This is a genomic window from Flavobacterium sp. KH_035 (assembly GCF_057839565.1).
Genome location: NZ_CM174492.1, coordinates 3,218,140 through 3,240,507, shown reverse-complemented (window position 1 = coordinate 3,240,507; position 22,368 = coordinate 3,218,140). Strand labels below are relative to the sequence as shown.

At 34.6% G+C, this 22,368-nt stretch carries 19 protein-coding genes and 1 pseudogene; 9 read left to right on the top strand and 11 right to left on the bottom strand.

Annotated features, from left to right (window positions below; all coding sequences use genetic code 11):
• Positions 1 to 58 precede the first annotated feature (58 nt).
• The 6 genes from AC3IS6_RS13265 to AC3IS6_RS13240 form a co-directional block, all read right to left on the bottom strand.
• The gene (locus tag AC3IS6_RS13265) at positions 59 to 358 is read right to left on the bottom strand and encodes a DUF8108 domain-containing protein (RefSeq protein ID WP_173966801.1); all 300 of its coding nucleotides are present in this window, start codon (positions 356 to 358) and stop codon (positions 59 to 61) included.
• Positions 359 to 658: 300 nt separating this feature from the next.
• Positions 659 to 2,311 carry a mechanosensitive ion channel family protein gene (locus AC3IS6_RS13260; RefSeq protein WP_489159993.1) on the bottom strand — a complete coding sequence of 551 codons (1,653 nt, stop codon included), beginning with the start codon at positions 2,309 to 2,311 and terminating at the stop codon, positions 659 to 661.
• Positions 2,312 to 2,407: 96 nt separating this feature from the next.
• Positions 2,408 to 3,877: a lipopolysaccharide biosynthesis protein gene (locus AC3IS6_RS13255; RefSeq protein WP_489159991.1), complete on the bottom strand. Its 1,470-nt coding sequence runs from the start codon at positions 3,875 to 3,877 to the stop codon at positions 2,408 to 2,410.
• A gap of 88 nt (positions 3,878 to 3,965) precedes the next feature.
• The gene (locus AC3IS6_RS13250) at positions 3,966 to 5,255 is read right to left on the bottom strand and encodes a glycosyltransferase family 4 protein (RefSeq protein WP_489159989.1); all 1,290 of its coding nucleotides are present in this window, start codon (positions 5,253 to 5,255) and stop codon (positions 3,966 to 3,968) included.
• Between the two features lie 53 nt (positions 5,256 to 5,308).
• Positions 5,309 to 7,768: a YfhO family protein gene (locus AC3IS6_RS13245; RefSeq protein ID WP_489159988.1), complete on the bottom strand. Its 2,460-nt coding sequence runs from the start codon at positions 7,766 to 7,768 to the stop codon at positions 5,309 to 5,311.
• Positions 7,769 to 7,819: 51 nt separating this feature from the next.
• Entirely contained in the window at positions 7,820 to 8,140 is a 321-nt protein-coding gene (locus AC3IS6_RS13240; RefSeq protein ID WP_263360388.1) for a DUF4834 family protein, read from the bottom strand.
• A gap of 89 nt (positions 8,141 to 8,229) precedes the next feature.
• Here AC3IS6_RS13240 and AC3IS6_RS13235 point away from each other — a divergent pair, with 89 nt between their 5' ends.
• Both AC3IS6_RS13235 and AC3IS6_RS13230 read left to right on the top strand, forming a co-directional pair.
• Complete coding sequence (locus AC3IS6_RS13235) at positions 8,230 to 9,207, top strand: transporter (RefSeq protein ID WP_489159986.1); 978 nt, start codon at positions 8,230 to 8,232, stop codon at positions 9,205 to 9,207.
• A gap of 53 nt (positions 9,208 to 9,260) precedes the next feature.
• The gene (locus AC3IS6_RS13230; RefSeq protein ID WP_489159984.1) at positions 9,261 to 10,379 is read left to right on the top strand and encodes a GTP cyclohydrolase; all 1,119 of its coding nucleotides are present in this window, start codon (positions 9,261 to 9,263) and stop codon (positions 10,377 to 10,379) included.
• A gap of 97 nt (positions 10,380 to 10,476) precedes the next feature.
• On the opposite strand, the gene AC3IS6_RS13225 is transcribed toward AC3IS6_RS13230, so the two are convergent.
• Together AC3IS6_RS13225 and capB are read right to left on the bottom strand one after the other, a co-directional pair.
• On the bottom strand, positions 10,477 to 10,959 hold the full coding sequence (locus AC3IS6_RS13225; RefSeq protein WP_489159983.1) for a hypothetical protein: 483 nt from the start codon (positions 10,957 to 10,959) through the stop codon (positions 10,477 to 10,479).
• A 118-nt stretch (positions 10,960 to 11,077) separates the two neighbouring features.
• Positions 11,078 to 12,337 carry a cysteate-C-fatty acyltransferase gene (gene capB, locus AC3IS6_RS13220; protein WP_017497377.1) on the bottom strand — a complete coding sequence of 420 codons (1,260 nt, stop codon included), beginning with the start codon at positions 12,335 to 12,337 and terminating at the stop codon, positions 11,078 to 11,080.
• Between the two features lie 289 nt (positions 12,338 to 12,626).
• On the opposite strand from capB, the gene AC3IS6_RS13215 reads away from it, so the two are divergent.
• Both AC3IS6_RS13215 and AC3IS6_RS13210 read left to right on the top strand, forming a co-directional pair.
• On the top strand, positions 12,627 to 13,409 hold the full coding sequence (locus tag AC3IS6_RS13215) for an NYN domain-containing protein (protein ID WP_489159981.1): 783 nt from the start codon (positions 12,627 to 12,629) through the stop codon (positions 13,407 to 13,409).
• Between the two features lie 33 nt (positions 13,410 to 13,442).
• Complete coding sequence (locus tag AC3IS6_RS13210) at positions 13,443 to 14,954, top strand: FMN-binding glutamate synthase family protein (RefSeq protein ID WP_489159979.1); 1,512 nt, start codon at positions 13,443 to 13,445, stop codon at positions 14,952 to 14,954.
• Between the two features lie 86 nt (positions 14,955 to 15,040).
• Here the strand turns inward: AC3IS6_RS13210 and AC3IS6_RS13205 are convergent, their stop codons facing one another.
• From AC3IS6_RS13205 to AC3IS6_RS13195, 3 genes and pseudogenes are all read right to left on the bottom strand, one after another.
• Positions 15,041 to 15,448, bottom strand: coding sequence for a hypothetical protein (locus tag AC3IS6_RS13205; RefSeq protein WP_489159977.1), 408 nt, complete (start codon positions 15,446 to 15,448; stop codon positions 15,041 to 15,043).
• Between the two features lie 12 nt (positions 15,449 to 15,460).
• A pseudogene (locus AC3IS6_RS13200) lies at positions 15,461 to 16,246 on the bottom strand (glycoside hydrolase family 88 protein); the annotation flags it as partial.
• 36 nt (positions 16,247 to 16,282) lie between these two features.
• A complete protein-coding gene (locus AC3IS6_RS13195; protein WP_489159976.1) occupies positions 16,283 to 16,645 on the bottom strand; it encodes a hypothetical protein in 363 nt (120 codons plus the stop codon).
• Positions 16,646 to 16,884: 239 nt separating this feature from the next.
• On the opposite strand from AC3IS6_RS13195, the gene AC3IS6_RS13190 reads away from it, so the two are divergent.
• From AC3IS6_RS13190 to AC3IS6_RS13170, 5 genes are all read left to right on the top strand, one after another.
• Positions 16,885 to 17,127, top strand: coding sequence for a ribosomal maturation YjgA family protein (locus AC3IS6_RS13190; protein WP_489164922.1), 243 nt, complete (start codon positions 16,885 to 16,887; stop codon positions 17,125 to 17,127).
• A gap of 12 nt (positions 17,128 to 17,139) precedes the next feature.
• Positions 17,140 to 17,718: a non-canonical purine NTP diphosphatase gene (locus AC3IS6_RS13185; RefSeq protein ID WP_489159974.1), complete on the top strand. Its 579-nt coding sequence runs from the start codon at positions 17,140 to 17,142 to the stop codon at positions 17,716 to 17,718.
• Between the two features lie 204 nt (positions 17,719 to 17,922).
• Positions 17,923 to 19,839 (top strand): DEAD/DEAH box helicase, encoded by a 1,917-nt coding sequence (locus AC3IS6_RS13180; RefSeq protein ID WP_489159972.1) that lies wholly within the window; start codon positions 17,923 to 17,925, stop codon positions 19,837 to 19,839.
• Positions 19,840 to 20,089: 250 nt separating this feature from the next.
• Positions 20,090 to 20,863: a carboxypeptidase-like regulatory domain-containing protein gene (locus AC3IS6_RS13175; protein ID WP_395338940.1), complete on the top strand. Its 774-nt coding sequence runs from the start codon at positions 20,090 to 20,092 to the stop codon at positions 20,861 to 20,863.
• A 190-nt stretch (positions 20,864 to 21,053) separates the two neighbouring features.
• Positions 21,054 to 22,364 carry a DUF389 domain-containing protein gene (locus AC3IS6_RS13170; protein ID WP_489159970.1) on the top strand — a complete coding sequence of 437 codons (1,311 nt, stop codon included), beginning with the start codon at positions 21,054 to 21,056 and terminating at the stop codon, positions 22,362 to 22,364.
• The last annotated feature ends 4 nt before the right edge of the window (positions 22,365 to 22,368 follow it).

Sequence of the window (22,368 nt, the reverse complement as noted above, 5' to 3'; positions counted from 1 at the left end):
ACCTCAATACAATTAACAGTATTGGGATTTGGATTTTTTTAATTTTGTTTTTAAGTTACTACGCAACTAAACATCTTTCTTCAAAAGGAAAACCATCTTCGTCGATAGCGACTAATACCTTTCTCTGCTTAGAGGCTTCTATTGTCAGATAAAGCCATGCAAATGACCATAATCCCAGGGTCAGGCAAAAGATCATAAAATTTAAACTATGATTCACTACCTTTCCACCTTTAGTAAGAACAGCGAAAAGTAATTCATCATTTCGTTCTTCTAGTGTAAATCCATTATGAATTTTATTTGATATCATATTAGAAAATACTTGTAAGCTTTGTTCTTGGCTGAGTTGACCGTTCTTCATAATAATCTGTTAAAAATTAATCCAAATACTACTACAATTACTCCACAATTTTAAAATTTCAAAAAGTATTCCAATTTAATAAACAACACAACACACACTTTTATTGTCATAAGTAAAATATCTTTAGCTTACAGCGCAAAGTGCTATCGAATTCTTAGCTAAAGTTAATTTTTATAAAATTAACCACAAAATGAAAAACTGTTAAAATTTTAAGACTACACCCAGAACATCAACACGTTACCCTTTATCTCTATATTCTCTCCTCACATCTTCTTGGCTCTATAATTTTGTTTCTCTCATCTATTCTCCATTCCTAACCTTAAAATAAGGCGCTTCGTAATCCTTCTTCAAATAATTCTCTGGAATTGTCGTTGTATTCCCATCTCGCAGTGCACTATAATGCGGAGACATGATCTCGATTCCGGCAGCATTAAAGGTGTCCTGAATGTTCTGATGCAGGGACGAATAAATCAAAGGCTGTTTGGTAGGCATTTTGGTATAGACATTAATCTGGTATGAAACATAAAAATCATCCAGACTGGTTTGCAGGACAAAAGGTGCTGGAGTCTGCTCCGTCATTTCTGTTTTTAAAGCAGCTTCAATCAGTGCTTTTTGAATATCTTTCCATGGAACATCATAACCAATTGTAACGGTAGTATGAATTAACAATCCATTATTCACCTCTTTGGTATTCGCCGAATAGTTCGTAGAAGTACTCGACAAAACGGTCGCATTGGGTATTGTAATATCCTCAAATTTAGGCGTTCTAATTCGGGTAACCAACGCCGTTTTTTCAATTACCTCTCCGCTTACATCGCCAATCTTAATAAAATCGCCAATTTTAAACGGACGCATATAGGTAATAACCAATCCTGCTACCATATTAGCAATTGCATTGGAAGATCCTAATGAAAACAAAATCCCCACGAATACTGAAACCCCTTTAAATATAGGAGAATCCGACCCTGGTAAATACGGAAATAGTACAACCAGCATAAAAGCCAGCATCAAAAAGCGAATGATATTAAAAGTCGGCATCGCCCAGTCACTATAGAAACCATCAATTTTAATATTTTCTTTTTTAATTTCATCAAAAAAGAATTTAATAACCCTTATCGAATATTTAAAAATGACAATAATAACTACAATGGTAACTAAACTCGGCAGGAAGCCAACAAATCCCATAACTGCAAGTTTTGCCGGCGAAAGAATCCAACGTAATAAAGTGGTAGTATAAACTTCCGTAGCGGGAAAAATACTAAACAATAGGGGCAATGAAAGGTACACAATTAAAACAAGCGTAATTCCTTTAATAGCGCTATACAATCGCATCAGTAAGAACTGCTGCTTTTGTGGTGAAAGAATACTAATATTATTATACTTGAAACCTTTAAAATATCGGTCACTATTTTTTAGGATGTAAAGTTTTACTCTGTTGAAGATTTTCCCGACAAAATACAAAACAATTCCAATAATTAAAACCAGTAGTACAGTGTACCCAAGTCTTTTTGGAAGCATCGAGTAGTTGTCATTCTGATAAATGATAGCTCTTTTGATCAGATTTAAATTTCGCTTTGCTATGAAATCTGCCGTTTGATTTTCGGCTTTACCATCTACATCTAAAACAGACATGATTACAAAATCATTATTATAGACGATATCCTGAGAAATATCTGAAGGTACAAGAGAAATAGAATCCGCTACAAAAAAAGAATCTTCATATAATTTTCTAACTTTTTCAGTAATTGCATTTGCCCTACTTTCAGGCGAAAAAGAACCCACTTTATTATAAACATAAAAAAGTGTGTCTTTAAAAGGTTTTACAGGATATCCTTTTGGCTTTACTTCCTTAACAACCTTTTTTGAAGCTTGAGAACTGTCTTTCTGAGCAAAAGCTAGTGAAGAAAACAAAGTAATAAAAACGGCTAAAAAACAAACTATTTTATTTTTCATATACTGTCAGCAATAAATTGGTTATCCTTTCTAACAAATATAAAGACAAAATGGCTTCAAATGTAAATTACTTTTGCTTTCTCTATAAAAATCGTACTAAATTTTTATTCCTATCTTTTTCACAATAGTATCGATTACTTTATTGATCTCAGGAGAAATCGCAAACTTATAATTTAGATAAACATATAAAATGGTTACTAAAATTGACTTTAAAGCAATACTAATCAATTGATAAAAAGGAAACTCCCAAAAGTAAAACAATAAAAATAATACAAATGTAATTAACATCGAGTATATTGTCTGGATAGTAAAAGGATACAAATGAAGCCTTTTAACCACAAAAAGGAGTTTTGCCAAACTATATAAAGTGATTGATAGTAAAGTAGCAAAAGCAGACCCGAAGATTCCAAAAATTGGAATAAAGATCATGTTTAAAATTACTGTCAACGCAACCAGCATTAATCCTAAATACAATACCATACGGTAATATTTAGTATTAAAAATGATCGCATTATTGTTTCCTAAAATTAGATCAAAATACTTAGACAAGCCAATCATAAATACAACTGCAATTCCACCACTGTATTCTTTTGGAACCAACTCGTATAACTGGCCGATATTTACAAATATGCAAAGCATTACAAAACCACCCACAATCTGCAGGTTTATTGACGTTTTTTTGTAAAGCTGATTCAACTCATCATGTTTGTTATCATGCATTAATTTTGCCGTAATGGGATATACAATCTGATGCATAGCACGGCTTGGAACCGAAATAACCAAAGCAATATAAGTAGCAACAGAATAGAAAGCAATATTTTCAATCTGCATATATTGATTTAATATCATTTTATCTCCATCCAAAAGCAAATTGGCAACACTTCCCGATAAAATAATATAAAAAGTATACACTAATATATCTTTTGTATTTGATGGTATTGTAAACTGAAAAGTTGGTTTCTGAATACTAAATGCATATAACATGGTTATCAGGAATGCTAAAAAATATAAAACTGCAGTTGCATACACAAAACCCTCTACGCTAAGCCAATTATAGTAAACACCTATTAATAGAAATAATGAAAATAATCTTAAACCTACTTCCTTTACAAAGTTTCCAAAAACAGAATGCATATTTACCCGCAACCAAGCATAAAAAATTTCAAAATATGCCATGCACAATCCGATAAAAGGTATTAACCATATATAACTTCTTACAATCGCATTCTTTTTTGACAAAAAGAACAGAATTTCATCATAAAAAACAAGACCTATCAGCAAAAGTGGAATTATTAATAGCAGAGGAAACAAAACCGTAAAGGATAGAAAACGGGATTTTTCTTCCTCAGTTTGATATTGCGAATAAAATTTAACCAGGGTATTTTGCATTCCAATCGCAAATAAAGGCATAATCACATTGGCACAAGATGTCACATAATTAGTTAAGCCATAAAAGGTTGCACCCAAAAAAACAGGATATAAATAAAGTGTGTTAATGGCTCCAATACCGAAACCTATGTAAGTAATAACTGTATTTTTAAAAGACTGATTTAAAACAATACCCATTGTAAATTTTTGATTGCAGATTTTAGATTTTAGATTGCAGATTGTTTATCGAAATTTAGCACCAAATTCACAACCACCAACTCGTAACTCATAACTTACCAACCAGCTCCGCCAATTGTTTGGTGAGATTCTTTCTGGAATATTGCTGCAAACCAACACCGTTAGCCTGTAACTTACCTTCCAGAAACTGATTATAAAAGTCCAAAATTACACTTTTTAACTTCGCTTTTTCAGAATAGTCAAAAAATACTCCTGTATTGGTCTCTTTTATGATATCGGCAAAATCTGAACCCTCAGGTCCTATGGCTACTATTGGGCGGTTAGACACCATATATTCGAATAATTTGCCCGGAATTATACTTTTGGTATCTTCCGAATTAATCTCAATTAAAAGTAAAACCTGCGATTTCTTTTGATGGGCAATTGCCTCATGATGCGAAACGTATCCTAAAAGATTCAGATAAGCATTTAAATCAAACTCAGTAATAGCATCCAATACTTCCTGGCTAACTGCTCCAATCAGTTTAATTTCTAAATGCGTTTTAAAATCTGGAACCTCCTGAAGCAATTCTACTAAACATTCCCATAAAAACCCAGGGTTTCTATCGGATAAGAAAGATCCAATGTGTGCCAAAGTGAATTTGGTATCTAAAGTCTGTTTCTCTACATTCTCGATATCATAACCGTTTGTAATCACCGAAATAGGCTTATTGGTGATAGCCTTAAACTCCGTTTTTGTAGTTTTACTCGTAACAATAATGACATCAGCACTATTCAAGACTTTATGCTCAAGATTTTTATGCTTTTTCGAAGCATAATCAGACAGGCGCAATGCTTTGTGATATCCAATTGTAGTCCACGGATCGCGGAAATCAGCAAACCATTTTACATTTAGTTTTTCTTTTAATTCCAAACCTATTAAATGTAAACTGTGCGGTGGCCCCGAAGTGACTATGATATCTATATTATTTTCTTTGATATATTTTTCGAGATAAGCCACGGAAGGTTTTACCCAGAAAACACGGGCATCCGGGATAAATAAATTCCCTCTTACCCAAAGAAAGGTTTTATCTAAAAAAGTTTGTTTTTTCTTGTGTGGAAAGATTCCGGAACTAATTTTCTTAGTTTTATTCTTTGAAAAAACGGAAGCCAATTGATAAGGCTCCCAGATTTTATTTTTAAGAACAATTACTTTATCCGAAATCTGACTTACCAATCCTTCATCCACAATTGGATACGTTGGGTTTTCAGGAACATAAACAATTGGCTGAACACCAAATTCCGGTAAGTACTTTACAAATTTTAACCAACGCTGTACCCCTGGGCCACCAGCCGGTGGGAAATAATAGGTAATGATTAAGAGTTTTTTTTGTTCCATTAATTTTTTTCGGTTTCACAAGAATTCACCAAGTTTTCACAAAGATGTTTAAATTATTTTAGCCTATCTCCTTGGTTTCTTTGTGAACCTTTGCGAAAGAATTTTTCGAAATAGACTCCGCCAATTAAAAGCAGTAACATTCCAATTGAGCTTGCCAATGTAATCCTACTTCCAGTTTTTACAACTTGTGGTTCAAATTTAAATTCGATCGTATGCTCTCCACCAGGAATTTCCATAGCTCTTAAAACATAATCAACGGGGAAATGATCCGTTAGTTGACCATCAATATAGGCATTCCATCCATCTTTATAGTATATCTCAGAAAAAACAGCCAAACCATCTTTTCCGTTATTCGATCTATATTTGATATAATTAGGCTTGTATTGTACTACCTGAATGGTTCCTGTGGTATCCCACTGTTTTTTCATTCGGGCATTTTTAAATTTACTTTCATGTTCATGAACATTGAAAACTGCCACCGTTTTGGTATCAATATGATCTAAAGCTTTCATTACATCATCTGGTTTGTTTACCAATTTTACGGCACTAACAAACCATGCATTTCCGTTTGCATTTGGATTTACTGTCGGAAATTCTTTTCCTTCTTTATCCGTCTGAATGATATATTTTACATTTAACATATCTAAAACTTCGACATTGTTTTTTGCAATCTGATAGTCAAACAACTGTTGTATTCTTCTTGGTTTTGCAGCATGATATCCTCCCAACGAGTGATGGAAATAAGAAGCACGTGCACTAGACATGTTACCGTTTACTTCAAAAACCCTGTAATGCGTCGTATCTTTTAAAATCTGAGCGTCAGAAGGTGTTTCCTGAAATGGCGCTGCAATTTGTACCGGACTCACAAAATCTTTGGCCGAAACATATTTTTTATCCACAAAGAACAAATCAAAAATCATTAGAATACCAACGATAATTAAAGTAGTATTTTGAGCCAGTTTGTTTTTAATGAACAACCACAAGATTCCAAAAGTAACTACAATAAAAAAGCCTGATCTCAATAAATCAGCAGAATATAAGCTCTTTCTATCTTCTTTCAACGCATCTACAAAAGCGGGTCCGTAACTTTCTAAGAAATAATTATCACTACTTCCTGTAAAATGGAACATACTCTTAGCGAAAACTAAAATCAAAATAACACCCAATCCAAAAACTCCCGTTTGCACGAGTGCTTTCTGTTGTAATTTAGGCTCTTCTTTAGCTTTAAAAAACGATTGTAATCCCATAACAGCCAAAACAGGGAAACACAATTCAAGAATAACCTGAATTGATGACACTGCTCTAAACTTATCATACATTGGCACGTAATCGATAAAAAAGTCTGTCAATAACGCGAAATTCTTTCCCCAAGAAAGCACTAATGAAAATAATGCTCCGGTAAGAAATACGTATTTTATTTTTCGATCATCAATAAACAAAGCTAAAACCGCCAAAAAGAAAACCACAACTCCAATATAAGCAGGAGCCGCAACAATAGGCTGATCTCCCCAGTACGTTGGCATTCCGGACACGAAATCCTGCGCTTGCTCTGATGGCACTCCCTGCTCAATCATAAACGAATACATACGACTGTCAGTCCCTACATTTTCATGATTGGAGCCACCAAAAAGTCTTGGTGCTATTAAGTTAAAACTCTCTGCAATTCCGTAACTGTATTCTGTGATATATTCACGGCTCAAAGCATTCTCATTGGTCTTTTTAGAACCGTCAGGATTGAAAGTCAATTCGCTGTTGCTACGTGTACTAAACTTAGCATATTCGCTGGTCGCCAACAAATTAGTAGCATTGGCACCAATAGCAAAAATTCCGGCTACCGCCAAAACACCAATTGCCGTTAAAAGCGGTTTAAATTCTTTTTCTTTAATGAAGTTAAATGCAAAATAAGCGGAAAGAATCAATAAGAAAATTAACAAATAATAAGTCATTTGAAAGTGGTTGGCATTAACTTCTAATGCAACCGCAAACATGGTGAGCAATCCTCCCCAAATATACTTTTTCTGAAAAACCACTATAAATCCGGCAATAACAAGTGGCATATAAGCAATTGCATGTGCTTTTGCATTATGTCCAACACCAAGAATGATAATTAGATAAGTCGAAAAACCAAAGGCAAGCGCCCCGATAAATGCTTTTAAGGGATCTGTCTTCAAAACTAACAGCAAACCATAAAATCCTAAAAAGTATAGAAATAAATAATCGGCAGGACGAGGCAGAAAACGCAAAGCATCGTCTAATTTGCCTACAAAATCATTTGTATAATTTGCCCCTAACTGATAGGTAGGCATACCTCCAAACGCAGAATTTGTCCAATAAGGTTCAGCATGTTCTGCTGCTCTAAAATCGTTTTGCTCTTTGGCCATTCCGGTATATTGAGCAATATCCGACTGGAAAATTTGTTTTCCTTGTAAAACCGGGTAAAAATAAATTAAAGAAACGAGGATAAAGCCCAGGACAACAAGGGCATGCGGATAGAACTTATTTACTATTTTCAATTTAGGCTGGTTTGGGTTAAATGATGAATCCTATAAATCTAGGTCACAAATTTAATCTATTTCTTCGTAATCAACATAATCGCCAACCTTTTTGGTTTCACGGGATTTTTTTGCATTGGCCGTATCGATAATAATTTCATCATTATTAGTACGTGTTTTTTGCCATGTAGTATCCTGACTATATTGTTGTTGTCTCTGAAAATTCTCTCCAGCTTTTTCGACTGCTTTCTTCACCAATACCGGTAAAAAGATTCGTGCTAAAAATTTAAAAATATAATAAAACGCAATGATCCACATTATCGTTTTAAACAGATTTACAAAAGATGCTTCTTGCATGATCATATAATTTTTTTCCAAAATTAATAAATCCATTGTTTAAAATTAAAATATCAATCTTAAATAAATAATAAAATATAGTACATTTGAAATGCGTTATTACTTTTTAATCCAAAAACATGTTTATGTTAAAAAATAAAAACTTCTTTATTACAGCTCTTTGTTTAATACCACAATTATTTTTTGCACAGTATACCGATGTCATCAATTCAAACCGTCCAGGGGAAACAATGTCTGCGTATGCTGTTGGAAAATCAGTTATACAGGCAGAACTTGGTGTATATGGCATCAAAGAAAAACACAATCTGCTCGATTATGACGCAAGTGGTTTCGGTACAGATCTGACTCTTCGTTACGGTGCTTTTTTAGAAAAACTGGAGCTTATTGTGGATTTACAATACCAAATGGAGAATTTTGATACTCCATATACAAGTTACAAAAAAAACAATTTCAGACAAACAGTTTTAGGAGCGAAGTATCTGATTTACGATCCCTATAAAAATTATAAAAAAGAGGCTAACATCTACAGTTATAAAGCCAATCATAGCTTTAACTGGCACGAATTAATTCCGGCAGTATCCTTGTTTGCTGGTGCCAATTTTGTTGGTGCTGATAATCCTTATTCATTTTCTCCACAATCGAGTATTTCTCCAAAAGTGATGTTGATTACTCAAAACCTTTTTGGTGGCGGGAAATGGGTTTTTGTTACCAATATTATTGCCGATTATATTTCAACAGACTACCCGAGCTACGGCTATGTACTTACACTTACACATGGATTTAACGATAAATGGTCGGGCTTTGTAGAAAATCAGGGCTATAAAAGCGATTTTTACAGCGATGCTATTGTACGTGGTGGAGCAGCTTACCTCATCAACTCCAACCTTCAGGTTGACGCATCTGTAAGTACTAATTTCAAGAACACACCTTCTATATTGTATGGAGGCGTTGGTGTTTCCTGGCGTTATGATGGGCGTTATAAAGAAAATCAGGTACAATCTAAAAGAGAGGAAAGAGCAAAAAAGAATAAAGACAACGAATTAGAACAAAAAGAAATAGATTACCAGGCAAAAGAACGTAAACGTAAATCGAAATACGAATAAAATTTTAATAACTAAACGCTCAGTAAGGAGCACTATTTACATACAGAATCTTAATGATTACAATTAAAGAAGCCATAACCAAAAAGGAATTAACTGACTATATCAAATTTCCGTTTTCACTCTATAAAGACAATCCATACTGGGTGCCACCTATTATCGCAGATGAATTGGAATCTTTTGATAAAACTAAAAACCCTGCTTTTGAAAATGCCGAGGCCTATTTTTATCTGGCTTATAAAGACAATGAGATTGTAGGAAGAATTACCGCCATTATCAACTGGTCTGAGGTGAATGATCAGCATAAAAGAAAAGTCCGTTTTGGATGGTTTGATGCAATCGATGATATTGAGGTTACAAAAGCATTACTTGATAAAGTGTATGCATTAGGAAGACAGCACAATCTCGAACATGTTGAAGGTCCAATGGGATTTTCAAATTTAGACAAAGTTGGGGTCCTTACCGAAGGCTATGATCAGTTGGGAACTATGATTACATGGTACAACCATCCCTATTATGTCACACATTTTGAACAATTGGGTTTTCAGGTTGAAAAAGAGTACCTCGAAAGCATCTTTCCTTTTTCAAACGTGAAACCTGAATTTTTCCTTAAAGCACAAGAACTCATCAAAAAAAGATATGGCTTACGCTCATTGACTTTTACCAAAACAAAAGACATCATGCCTCACGTAGACAAAATGTTTGATTTGTTTAATGATTCATACGCTAAATTAGCTTCGTTTGTAGCGATTTCAGATGTTCAGAAAGAATACTTCAAAAAAAAATACATCAGTTTTATCAATCCGGAATACATCAAGTTTGTGGTTGACAAAGACGACAATCTTGTTGCCTTTAGTATTGTAATGCCAAGCTTTTCTGAAGCTTTACAGAAAGCAAAAGGAAAATTATTCCCGTTTGGATTTATTCATTTACTAAAAGCCCGTAAAAAGAGTAAAGATGTTGTTTTTTACCTGATTGGGGTGCACCCCGAGTATCAAAACAAAGGGGTTACGGCTATTATATTTGACGAATATTACAAGACTTTTTCAGAAAAAGGGATTCAAAATTGTATCAGAACACCTGAATTAGCTGATAATACAGCCATTCATTTACTTTGGAAAAACTTTGACCCAAAAGTACACTGCCAGAGAAAAACGTATTTAAAATACCTTTAAATAGTTTTCAGTTTCTACTGCAATAACGGTTTTACCACAATAAAAAATCCATTCGCATCAACGAATGGATTTTTTTTACTTTTAAACATAACATGATTTACTCTACTTTACAATCTACTTTTGTCAAAACATTTTTCTGATCAAATTTTAATTGTTTTTTATCTTTAAAAGAGAACTTCCCATTTGCTTCGATTACATCGCCATAGCCTTCAATAAAAGCTCCGTCCTTTTTCAAAAACGCAACTTCTCTAAGAGATGTAACTCCTTCAGACATGAAAGTATAATCTGCAATTAATGTATCTCCTTTCATATTTCCAATCAAAGTTCCTTCGTTTTTATCCTTCCCTGATATGTTATAACTTAGTTTCCCGTTTACTTCCTGATGAGAATTGACATTAAAACTCATCTCGGTCACGCTGTTACTTGTTCGTGAGGCATAACACTGATCGCCTGCCGGTTCAACAACTTCCGCTTCTTTTGGGGAATTTGGCGCAATTTGTACCGGATCGGTACTGGTTGCCTTCTTGCAGGAAATAAAAACAGAGAACATAATGATCGATATTACTATTACTTTTTTCATAACTCTTATTTTACTGATTTTGAATTATAAAAGTACCCCTAATAAAAAAAATCCACTCGTATAACGAATGGATTCTTTTATATAATTCCCATATTAGGAATTTATTTCTTTTAAAGTTTTACGAAACATCAACAGTAGTACGTTCTGCAATTTCTTTATAAGTCCCGTTTACTAATTTCTCACGAATCGCTTCAAAAGCAGTTAACGTTTCATCAATATCAGCTAATGTATGAGAAGCTGTTGGAATCATTCTTAACAAAATAATCCCTTTTGGAATTACCGGATATACCACGATAGAAAGGAAAATACCATAATTCTCTCTTAAATCGTTTACCATTACCATTGCTTCAGGAATACTTCCTTCCAGGTAAACTGGTGTAATACAAGTATTAGTATCTCCAATATTAAATCCTTTTTCTCTTAAACCGTTTTGTAATGCATTTACATTCTCCCAAAGTTTATCTTTAATTTCAGACGAATTACGCAACAATTCCAAACGTTTCAATGAACCAATTGTCTGGATCATTGGTAATGCTTTAGCAAACATTTGCGAACGTAAGTTATATTTTAAGTAATCAATTACTGTTTTATCTGCCGCTACGAAAGCTCCGATATTAGCCATAGATTTTGCAAAAGTCGAAAAGTAAACATCGATATCATCCTGAACTCCCTGCTCCTCACCTGCTCCGGCTCCTGTTTTACCAAGTGTACCAAAACCATGTGCATCATCCACTAACAAACGGAAATTGTATTTTTGTTTCATTGCAACAATTTCTTTCAATTTTCCTTGTTGCCCACGCATTCCAAAAACACCTTCGGTAATAAATAGAATACCGCCACCTGTTTCCTGTGCCATTTTTGTAGCACGTTGCAGGTTTTTTTCCATACTTTCAAGATCATTGTGCTTGTAAGTAAAACGTTTCCCCATATGCAAACGCACACCATCGATGATACAAGCATGAGAGTCAACATCATAAACAATGATGTCATTTTTAGTAACCAAAGCATCAATAATAGATACCATTCCCTGGTAACCAAAATTCAATAAATAAGCTGATTCTTTCATTACAAAAGCAGCCAATTCTTCTTCTAATTGTTCGTGGTATTTTGTATGTCCAGACATCATACGAGCTCCCATTGGGTAAGCAGCACCAAACTGAATCGCAGCATCTGTATCTGCTTGACGAACTTCTGGATGATTAGCTAAACCTAAATAATCATTCAAGCTCCAGTTTAAAATATTTTTTCCGTGAAATGTCATTCTAGGACCCAACTCTCCTTCTAACTTTGGGAAAACATAATAACCTTCTGCCTGAGAAGCCCACTTTCCTAATGGTCCTTTATTGTCCTGAATTCTTTCGAATAAATCTTTTACCATAATATATTTGTGTAGTACTATTTTTATTTTATACAGGGTGCAAAATTAAATATTTATTCTGTGCTATCATAATAATTTAAAAATGATTCTGACCAAAACTGTTCTTTGACAATTTTTCACCACAAAACCACTTAATAAATATTACTTTTCCTACCAAAAAGACATGTCATTCAAAAAAAATGCAATTTATACCAGTTATAAATTCGACCAAAAAGACTCAAATCATTTTATTTTTACTAATTTTAAAGAGCATTTAAAAAAATGAACTACAAATTCTAAAACCAAAATAATGGCTTTAAGCACTTCAAAAGATCTAAAACTAGCCGTTCTTATTGATGCCGATAATGTACCCTACAGCAATGTAAAAGGAATGATGGAAGAAATTGCGAAATTTGGGACACCAACCACAAAACGTATTTACGCTGACTGGACAAAACCAAATTCTAACGGCTGGAAAGGCGTTTTACTTGAACATGCTATCACTCCGATACAGCAATACAGTTATACTGTTGGAAAAAACTCTTCCGATTCTGCTCTAATCATCGACGCGATGGATTTACTTTATTCGGGAAAACTAGACGGTTTTTGTATTGTTTCGAGCGACAGCGATTTTACGCGTCTCGCCATTCGGTTACGTGAATCCGGTATGAAAGTAATCGGTATTGGAGAAAAGAAAACCCCTAATTCTTTTATTGTTGCCTGTGACAGATTCATATACATTGAAGTTCTGGACGGTGCTATTCAGAAAAAGAAACCCAAAGTTGCAACTACAACCGATACCAAAAAATCGGCCGAAAAACCTGCTGAAAAAGCACTGCATAAAATTGACAAACAAACAATTGACCTTATAGAAGCTACCATTGAAGATATTGAAGACGACGATGGCTGGGCATTTTTAGGAGATGTCGGAAATCTTATTGTAAAGAAGAAACCTGAATTCGATCCCCGAAATTATGGTTTTTCTAAACTTACTCCTATGTTAAAATCATTAACTGATATTCTTGAAATCGACGAAAGAGAATCAGACAAAAAAGGTATTAAACATGTTTATGTACGCCTGCGATTCAATTAACTACAAATTATTACTTTTTAAATACTTGTAAACATGAGAAAAAAATTCTTCATCTATGGATTCTTATTGTTTCTAATTGTTTTAGCAATTTATCTTTACACGAAACGAGGTTTTTTACTGGTTATTATTCTGCCTGTCTTATTAGTAGTAGGCGTTTACAATGCCACTCAAAAGAAACACGCAATTCTAAGAAACTTTCCGGTTTTGGGTTATTTCAGGTATTTATTTGAGATGATTGCACCCGAAATTCAGCAGTATTTTATTGAGCGATCAACAGACGGAAAGCCTTTTTCCAGAAACCAGCGTTCTTTAGTTTACCAAAGAGCCAAAAATATTGATTCAAGCACCCCCTTTGGAACACAACAAAACCTGAATCACGACAGTTACGAAGGAATAAAACATTCTATTTTCCCTGCAAAGGTCAATGAAGAACTTCCTCGTGTACTGGTAGGCGGAAAGGACTGCAAACAACCTTATCTTGCCTCTTTATTTAATGTATCCGCAATGAGCTTTGGTTCGCTAAGTGAAAATGCTGTTCGCGCCATAAACATTGGGGCTCAAAAAGGAAATTTCTATCAAAATACCGGAGAAGGCGGTTTAACCGAATTTCATCTTGCGGGTGGCGGCGATATCACCTGGCAAATTGGTACCGGGTATTTTGGCTGTAGAGATCATGAAGGTAATTTTAATCCTGAAAAATTCTCAGAAAAGGCCAATCTTCCAAATGTAAAAATGATTGAAATTAAACTTTCGCAAGGAGCAAAACCTGGTCATGGCGGAGTACTTCCAGCCAAAAAAAATACGGAGCAAATTGCCAAAATCAGAGGTGTTAAGCCTCATACGATGATCCTTTCTCCTCCCGGGCATCATGCTTTTTCAGACAGCAAAGGTCTTATTCATTTTATTGCACAATTGCGTGAATTGTCAAATGGAAAACCTATTGGTTTTAAATTATGTATTGGAAATACAGCAGAATTTGAAGCCATTTGCCACGAAATGATCGCAGAAAATATTTTTCCAGATTTTATTACCGTTGATGGTGCCGAAGGTGGAACGGGAGCTGCTCCGCTAGAATTTGCCGATGGTGTAGGAATGCCGTTTGAACCTGCACTAATATTCGTAAACAAAACATTAATTGGTTTAAACATTCGTGATAAGATTCGCATTATTGGAAGCGGAAAAATCATTTCCGGCTACTCCATTCTACATGCCGTAGCCCTGGGAGCAGATATGTGCAACAGCGCACGTGGTTTTATGTTCTCATTAGGCTGTATTCAGGCATTGCGCTGCCATAATAACGAATGCCCAACCGGAGTAGCAACTCAAAACAAAATGCTGATGAAAGGTTTAGTAGTAACCGATAAATCCGATCGTGTATATCATTTCCATAAAAACACATTACATTCTGCCAATGAACTCTTAGCCGCAGCAGGTAAAAAAAGCTTCAGCGAGGTAGATATCAATATTTTCATGCGTGGTGATGAATTTGGGAATTTATCCGATAATTACTTCCCGGACAACCTAACCAATGTAACCAAACATTAAAACAACAAAAAGCCTCTTTACAACTTCGCAAAGAGGCTTCCTTTTTAACCCTATCTTTAGATTCAATCTCTAATTGAAAATATGAATTAGTTCTGTGTCAATTTAGTCATGACTTCTTTGTTTACGATCTCTTTTGCCAGAACAGTATTATCGTTTGCTAAAAAGTAAACATGAAACTGCACACCTTCTTCAACCAGTTCTTTAAAAATTTGATCTTTACCAATCAGTTCTTTCAATAGTTTGGAAAATTTTTTCTGAGCCACTTGCTTATTAGATTCAGTTTCCGGCAAATCAGTTTCAAATCGCAATTCAATTTTGTTGTCGTTTATATACCCTCTGGCGGTTGTGAGTGTAACATTTTCGCTTTTAAAATTTGCAGCGGTCGCATTGTACGAAGTAACGTATTCCTGAAGCTTTTGTTTCGTGTTTTTACAGCTTATCAAAAGCAAAACCAAACTTACAGCAAACAAAACCCTACTTATTCTTCTGATCATAATTTATAGTTTTTAATTTTTAATTTTTTGAAGTCTCAACAACGCTTCCAAATAGTAATAATCAGCATAATTGATGGAGCAATCAATTTCACTCCCGCCTGGTTTGTGACCGGTGGAATGAAGTAGAAAAGCCGAATTCACAACGCCGCTCTGGTACTGTTCTGAAAGTGAAACGATCATCTTTTTTGATTTGGTCAGATATTCCTTTTTCAAAGCTACGTCTTTTGTATAAGAACTCAACTCAATCAGAGCCGATGATACAATTGCTGCTGCCGAAGCATCTCTGGGCTCATTTAGAATTCCGGGCACATCAAAATCCCAATACGGAATTAAATCCTCTGTGGTCAGTCTGTCTAAATAGACCCTTGCTAATTTATGTGCAAATTCTAAAAACTTAGGATCTTTGGTCTCGCGATAAACCATCGTAAATCCATAAATCGCCCAAGCCTGTCCTCTCGCCCACATACTGTTATCACTGTAACCCTGCGCGGTCATTCCTTTTATTCTTTTTCCCGTTTCATAATCGTAAATCAAAACATGATATGACGAGTAATCTGACCTAAAATGGTTGTTCATTGTCGTTTCGGCATGTTTCACTGCAATATCGTACATTTTTTTATTACCTCCATTTTTAGAAGCCCAAAAAAGCAACTCCAGATTCATCATATTATCGATAATCGTATTATGACCTCCGTACTTATTATGCGGCCAAGATAAAATAGTTCCTGTTTTTGGATTAAAAAGTGTAGCCAGTGTGTCAGCCGTTCTTAAAATTATTGTTTTATATTCTCTGTTTTTTGTTAAGCGATACCCGTTTCCGAAACTATTAAAAAACTAAAAACCAAGATCGTGATCATTTGCCTTATTAAAAGACAAAGGTGCTAAAAACCGACTAAATTTATCAGCTTCTTTCTCCCACTTTTTATCTCCGGTAGCTTCATACAAATACCACAACTCTCCGGGCCAAAAACCACTCGTCCAATCTTTATAATTTACAAATTTCCATGTTGCACTACCGCTTGGGACTGATCTTGGCGAAGTACCGTCATCCGGAATCATTGTTAGTGTTTTGGAAGCTTGTTTTGCGCAATACTCTAATTGCTCCTTAATACTAAACGAAGTGTTTTTCTGAGCGAAATTCTCAATTCCGGTCAGAAACAGTATCAAAGTAATCAAAACGGAGGCTCTTACATTCATGTGGTTCATTTTAGACGCAAGTTTTATAGAATCGATAAATTTATAAAATAAGCAGAACCGATCCGAATCTTTGTACTTTTGTTTACCTAAATATGTACTAATGTCTACAATTAAAATTACAATTGAAAAATAGCCGCATTTATTATTTCATTTTACTAATAGGAATCATTTTTCTCGGCCTTCTTTCGAGAAAAATTCCCCAAATTCCGCTATGGCTTGGTGATTTTCTTTATGCTGTAATGATCTATCTTTTAATTCGAATGCTGTTTATTTACAAAAAAGCATCCCAAATTATGGTCCTGTCTTTAGCTATTTGTTACATTATAGAATTTCTTCAACTTTATCAGGAAAATTGGATGATTGAACTTAGAAAGACTCTTTTTGGAAGATATGTTCTCGGACAAGAATTTATATGGACTGATCTTGTTGCTTATACTTTTGGTATTATCACTATCTTTAGTATTGAAAAAAAATCACCTTAAACTTAAATATTTATGAAACTCGTTTTCGCATCAAACAATTCAAATAAAATCAAGGAAATTCAGAGTATTCTTAACGGATCTATACAATTATTAAGTCTTTCAGATATTGGCTGTTTTGAAGAAATAGAAGAAACCGCAGATACGATTGAAGGAAATGCTATTTTGAAAGCCAATTACGTAACAGAAAAATACGGATATGATTGTTTTGCAGACGATTCAGGTCTGGAAGTTACCGCATTAAATGGCGAACCCGGCGTATATTCGGCCCGATATACGGGCAAACAGCGCAATGCCGATGACAATATGAATAAGCTATTAGACGCATTAAAAGACAAATCAGACCGTAGCGCCCAGTTCAAGACCGTTATTACCTTAAACTTAAAAGGTGAACAACATTTATTTACCGGAATCGTAAAAGGAAATATCACTTTGAAAAAAACCGGAAATCAGGGTTTTGGATACGATCCTATTTTTCAGCCTGAAGATTATACACAAACATTTGCCGAATTACCATTGGAAACCAAAAATAAAATAGGGCATCGCGGAAAAGCAACCCAGCAACTAATTGATTTCCTGAATTCAACCAAATAATTGTTTAAAATACAACATTTTAGAGTACAAAATTGATAATTCACGACGTTTTTTTTTTGAAAATTCTACAATTTCTGATAAAAATGATTTTACATTAAACATAACTTTTTGATAATCAAATCATAACAAATACATAATTCTTAAAAGAGCATTAGTTTATCTGAATAATTAACAGTAATTTTGCACCCTATTTTAAATACACATATGAATAAATTTGAACAATTAGGATTGAATGAATCGTTACTGAAGGCGATTTTAGATCTAGGATTTGAAAATCCGTCAGAGGTACAGGAAAAGGCGATTCCCCTATTATTGGAAAAAGACACAGATATGGTTGCGTTGGCTCAGACAGGGACAGGGAAAACGGCAGCTTTCGGTTTTCCGCTAATTCAAAAGATTGATGCTGACAATAGAAACACACAAGCATTAGTTTTATCGCCAACACGAGAACTTTGTTTACAGATTACCAACGAACTTAAAAACTACTCAAAATACGAGAAAGGTATTAATGTTGTAGCAGTTTACGGCGGGGCTAGTATTACAGAGCAAGCTAGAGAAATTAAAAGAGGGGCACAAATTATTGTGGCTACTCCGGGAAGAATGCAAGACATGATTAACAGAGGATTAGTAAACATTAAAAATATAGATTACTGTATTCTTGATGAGGCTGACGAAATGCTAAACATGGGATTCTATGAGGATATAGTTTCTATTTTATCTGACACTCCAGATCAAAAAAACACATGGTTGTTCTCTGCAACTATGCCACAAGAGGTTGCCAGAATTGCAAAACAATTCATGAGCGAACCGGTTGAAATTACTGTTGGTACTAAGAACTCTGGTTCTGCAACAGTTTCTCACGAATTTTACTTAGTAAATGCACGTGATCGTTATGAAGCTCTTAAACGTTTAGCCGATGCAAATCCAGATATTTTCTCTGTGGTTTTCTGTCGTACTAAAAGAGATACACAGGCTGTAGCCGAAAAATTAATTGAAGACGGATATAGCGCCGCAGCGTTGCACGGAGATTTATCTCAGGCACAACGTGATGGTGTAATGAAATCTTTCCGTGGAAGACAAATTCAGATGCTTGTTGCTACTGACGTTGCTGCACGTGGTATTGACGTTGATAATATTACTCACGTAGTAAATTACCAACTTCCTGACGAAATTGAAACATACAATCACCGTTCTGGACGTACAGGTAGAGCAGGAAAATTAGGAACTTCTATTGTAATTGTTACAAAAAGTGAGTTGCGTAAAATTTCTTCTATCGAGAGAATCATCAAACAAAAATTTGAAGAAAAATCTATTCCATCCGGAATCGAAATCTGCGAAATTCAATTGTTGCACTTAGCTAACAAAATTAAAGATACAGAAGTTGATCACGAAATTGACAACTATTTACCAGCAATTAACAATGTTCTTGAAGGTTTATCTAAAGAAGAATTGATTAAGAAAATGGTTTCAGTAGAATTTAACCGTTTCATTGCTTACTACAAAAAGAACAGAGATATTTCTTCTCAATCTGGAGAGAGACGCGAAAGAAGTGATTCTGAACCAAGAGAATTCAACAATAATGGAGCAGTTCGTTATTTTGTAAACATCGGTTCAAGAGACAACTTCGATTGGATGACACTTAAAGATTACCTGAAAGAAACATTAGACTTAGGTCGTGATGACGTTTTCAAGGTAGATGTAAAAGAAGGCTTCTCTTTCTTTAACACTGATCCTGAGCATACTGATAAAGTAATGGAAGTATTAAACAACGTGCAATTAGAAGGACGTCGTATTAATGTTGAAATTTCCAAAAATGATGGTGGCGGAAGACGTGATCATAACGGACGTAGTGGTGGTGGACGTAGTTCTGGACCAAGACGCGAAGGTTCTGGAGGTTTTGGCCCAAGACGTGAAGGTTCTGGCGGCGGCGGATTTAGAAGTGACAGAAACTCTGCTCCAAGAGAAGGTGGTTTCAGAAGCGACAGAAATTCATCTGCCCCAAGAAGAGAAGGTGGCTTTAGAAGCTCAGCTCCAAGAAACGAAGGTAGTTCAGACAGAGCTCCAAGACGTTCTGAAAGCTTTGGTGATTCACCAAGACCAAGAAGACCAAGAAGAGATTAATATTTTAATATCTTAAAATACAAAATCCCAAATTCCAGACACAATTGGAATTTGGGATTTTTTCAATTAAAACCTTACTCTCTATAAATGAGTTTTGTAGTTCAAAACAATTAAATTTAATCTTCCTTATCACTTTTTATTTAAATACCAAAAGCCACACTACCACCTTTGTTAATTTTCTTATAATTATATTCGAAGACTGCGAAATATTTAATCCTGATTTACTACTTTTAGTGCTTTAAATCAGGATATGAAATATTTCGCAGTTTTCTTTTTTACACTATTATCAGCCGTTGGTTTCGCACAAGACGCCGAGTCTACAGCACCACAAAGAGTTTCAGGTTATGTAATCAACGACAACACCAAACAACCTCTTCCTAACGTAAACATCATCAATACAAACAAAGTACGTGGCGCAAAGTCTGATGCCAAAGGGTATTTTGAAATTGACGTTCAGCTTAATGACACCATTCACTTCTCGATTTTAGGTTTTCAATCTCTAAGAATCAGAGTAACCAATGACTGGATTAAAAACAAAGTCACCCGCATCCAGCTTACCGAAAAAGCAATTGCACTGGAAGAAGTAATTATTGCACCATTTAACCTAACCGGCTACCTTGAGGTGGATTCCAAACTAATTCCTACTAAAGAAAATTATCGCTACAGTATTTCAGGCCTTACGCAAGGTTATGAAGCAGGTGAATATTCTCCTAACGCCTTTGGAAAAGTACTGGGCTCCATTTTTAATCCCGCCGATATGCTTTACAATTTCTTTGGAAAAAACGGAAAAGAACTCAAGAAACTGAAAGAAATGCGAAAGGATGATACCGTTCGCAATCTGTTAGAATCAAAATACGATCGTGAAACAGTCTCCGTACTTTTAGGTGTCAGTAAAGACGAAATCCCTGAAATCCTGCAACGCTGTAACTACTCAGATTCCTTTATACAAACCGCAAATGATTTACAGATTATGGATGCTATTAGCGGATGTTACGAACAATATAAAGTACTCAAAAGGAATTAAAAAACTACTCTTAACTCAAAATCCTCAATTTTTAAAATTGAGGATTTTTTTATTGTTTAATCTGACAAGTTAATGCTTATCTAATACACTTTCTTTCAAAATTGAAGGTTTTGATTGTTTTTTTAAGTAAATTAGACATCTTACTACTCTTGAGAATTCCGTTTCCAGAAAAAATAATACAGCCAATACCATGACAGATATTACTCAAAAAATCCTAAATTTTATTGATCTTCAAAAAGGTGAAGAAAACAAAAAATCGGTAATCGAAAACATAACCAGTGCAATATCATTTAGAGGGTCCAACATCTGGATTCTTGCTTGTGCCATTATTATCGCCTCTGTAGGCTTAAATGTAAACTCTACGGCCGTAATTATAGGCGCCATGCTTATTTCCCCTTTAATGGGACCTATTGTTGGCGCCGGTTTTGGTTTGGGAATGTATGATTTTGAACTTCTAAAAAAATCAATGAAAAACTTGTTGATTGCAACAGTTGTGAGTTTAGCTACCTCGGCCATTTATTTTTATATTAGTCCATTCAAAGAAGCACAATCTGAGTTATTAGCAAGAACTTCTCCTAATATTTACGATATTCTAATCGCATTTTTTGGTGGTTTAGTAGGTGTAATTGCCGTTACCAGAGTCGAAAAAGGAAACCCGATTCCAGGCGTAGCTATTGCAACTGCCCTTATGCCGCCCCTTTGTACAGCCGGTTATGGACTTGCACTTGGAAATTACACTTACTTTTTTGGTGCGCTTTATCTTTATACAATCAACTGTGTATTTATCTGCATTGCAACTTTTGTGATCGTAAAATTCTTAAACTATCCCATTACAAAACAACTGGATTTGCAACAGCAAAAGAGAGTGAAATACGGCATTACACTACTCATTCTGCTATTAATTGTTCCGAGTATCTATTTTGCCTATCAATTATATATTCAAAAAAGCTATACCTCCCGAACCGAAGTTTTTATACAAAAGGAATTCCTCGACAAAGATTATCCTATTATTTATAAGAAAATCAAATACAATACTACCCCCAGAAGAATTGAGCTGGCTTTTTTAGCCAAAAAATTCAACGATGAAGAAATTGTAGATTTAAACAAAAAACTAAGCAATTACGATCTGTCTAATACCCAATTAATCATCAGACAAGACACTGTTAATCTAAGAAAAGACATTATGAATCAAATTAACAGCAATCAAAGTGTGGTCGATCAGAAAGACATCTTAATTAACAATCTCCGGAGTCAATTAGAACAATATCAATTCAACACTGCTCAGATTAATAACGAAGCAAAAATACTTTTTCCTACTATTAGTTCCTTAAAAATTGGAAATTACAATATTGAAGAAGAACCCAGTAAATCAAAAATAATTCCTGTAGTACTTTTTCAAAGTAAGAAAAAAGTTGATTCAGAAACCAAACAAAAAATAAAATTGTGGCTAAAAGAAAGACTTACCAAAGACTCTGTTGAAGTATATCAGCAAAACAACTAATAAG

Bases quoted from the DNA above. Each gene is read 5' to 3' on its own strand.
- AC3IS6_RS13265 (WP_173966801.1), bottom strand. From the start codon at position 358: ATGAAGAACGGTCAACTCAGCCAAGAACAAAGCTTACAAGTATTTTCT.
- AC3IS6_RS13260 (WP_489159993.1), bottom strand. From the start codon at position 2,311: ATGAAAAATAAAATAGTTTGTTTTTTAGCCGTTTTTATTACTTTGTTT.
- AC3IS6_RS13255 (WP_489159991.1), bottom strand. From the start codon at position 3,877: ATGGGTATTGTTTTAAATCAGTCTTTTAAAAATACAGTTATTACTTAC.
- AC3IS6_RS13250 (WP_489159989.1), bottom strand. From the start codon at position 5,255: ATGGAACAAAAAAAACTCTTAATCATTACCTATTATTTCCCACCGGCT.
- AC3IS6_RS13240 (WP_263360388.1), bottom strand. From the start codon at position 8,140: ATGGATTTATTAATTTTGGAAAAAAATTATATGATCATGCAAGAAGCA.
- AC3IS6_RS13235 (WP_489159986.1), top strand. From the start codon at position 8,230: ATGTTAAAAAATAAAAACTTCTTTATTACAGCTCTTTGTTTAATACCA.
- AC3IS6_RS13230 (WP_489159984.1), top strand. From the start codon at position 9,261: ATGATTACAATTAAAGAAGCCATAACCAAAAAGGAATTAACTGACTAT.
- AC3IS6_RS13225 (WP_489159983.1), bottom strand. From the start codon at position 10,959: ATGAAAAAAGTAATAGTAATATCGATCATTATGTTCTCTGTTTTTATT.
- capB (WP_017497377.1), bottom strand. From the start codon at position 12,337: ATGGTAAAAGATTTATTCGAAAGAATTCAGGACAATAAAGGACCATTA.
- AC3IS6_RS13215 (WP_489159981.1), top strand. From the start codon at position 12,627: ATGGCTTTAAGCACTTCAAAAGATCTAAAACTAGCCGTTCTTATTGAT.
- AC3IS6_RS13210 (WP_489159979.1), top strand. From the start codon at position 13,443: ATGAGAAAAAAATTCTTCATCTATGGATTCTTATTGTTTCTAATTGTT.
- AC3IS6_RS13205 (WP_489159977.1), bottom strand. From the start codon at position 15,448: ATGATCAGAAGAATAAGTAGGGTTTTGTTTGCTGTAAGTTTGGTTTTG.
- AC3IS6_RS13195 (WP_489159976.1), bottom strand. From the start codon at position 16,645: ATGAATGTAAGAGCCTCCGTTTTGATTACTTTGATACTGTTTCTGACC.
- AC3IS6_RS13190 (WP_489164922.1), top strand. From the start codon at position 16,885: ATGATCTATCTTTTAATTCGAATGCTGTTTATTTACAAAAAAGCATCC.
- AC3IS6_RS13185 (WP_489159974.1), top strand. From the start codon at position 17,140: ATGAAACTCGTTTTCGCATCAAACAATTCAAATAAAATCAAGGAAATT.
- AC3IS6_RS13180 (WP_489159972.1), top strand. From the start codon at position 17,923: ATGAATAAATTTGAACAATTAGGATTGAATGAATCGTTACTGAAGGCG.
- AC3IS6_RS13175 (WP_395338940.1), top strand. From the start codon at position 20,090: ATGAAATATTTCGCAGTTTTCTTTTTTACACTATTATCAGCCGTTGGT.
- AC3IS6_RS13170 (WP_489159970.1), top strand. From the start codon at position 21,054: ATGACAGATATTACTCAAAAAATCCTAAATTTTATTGATCTTCAAAAA.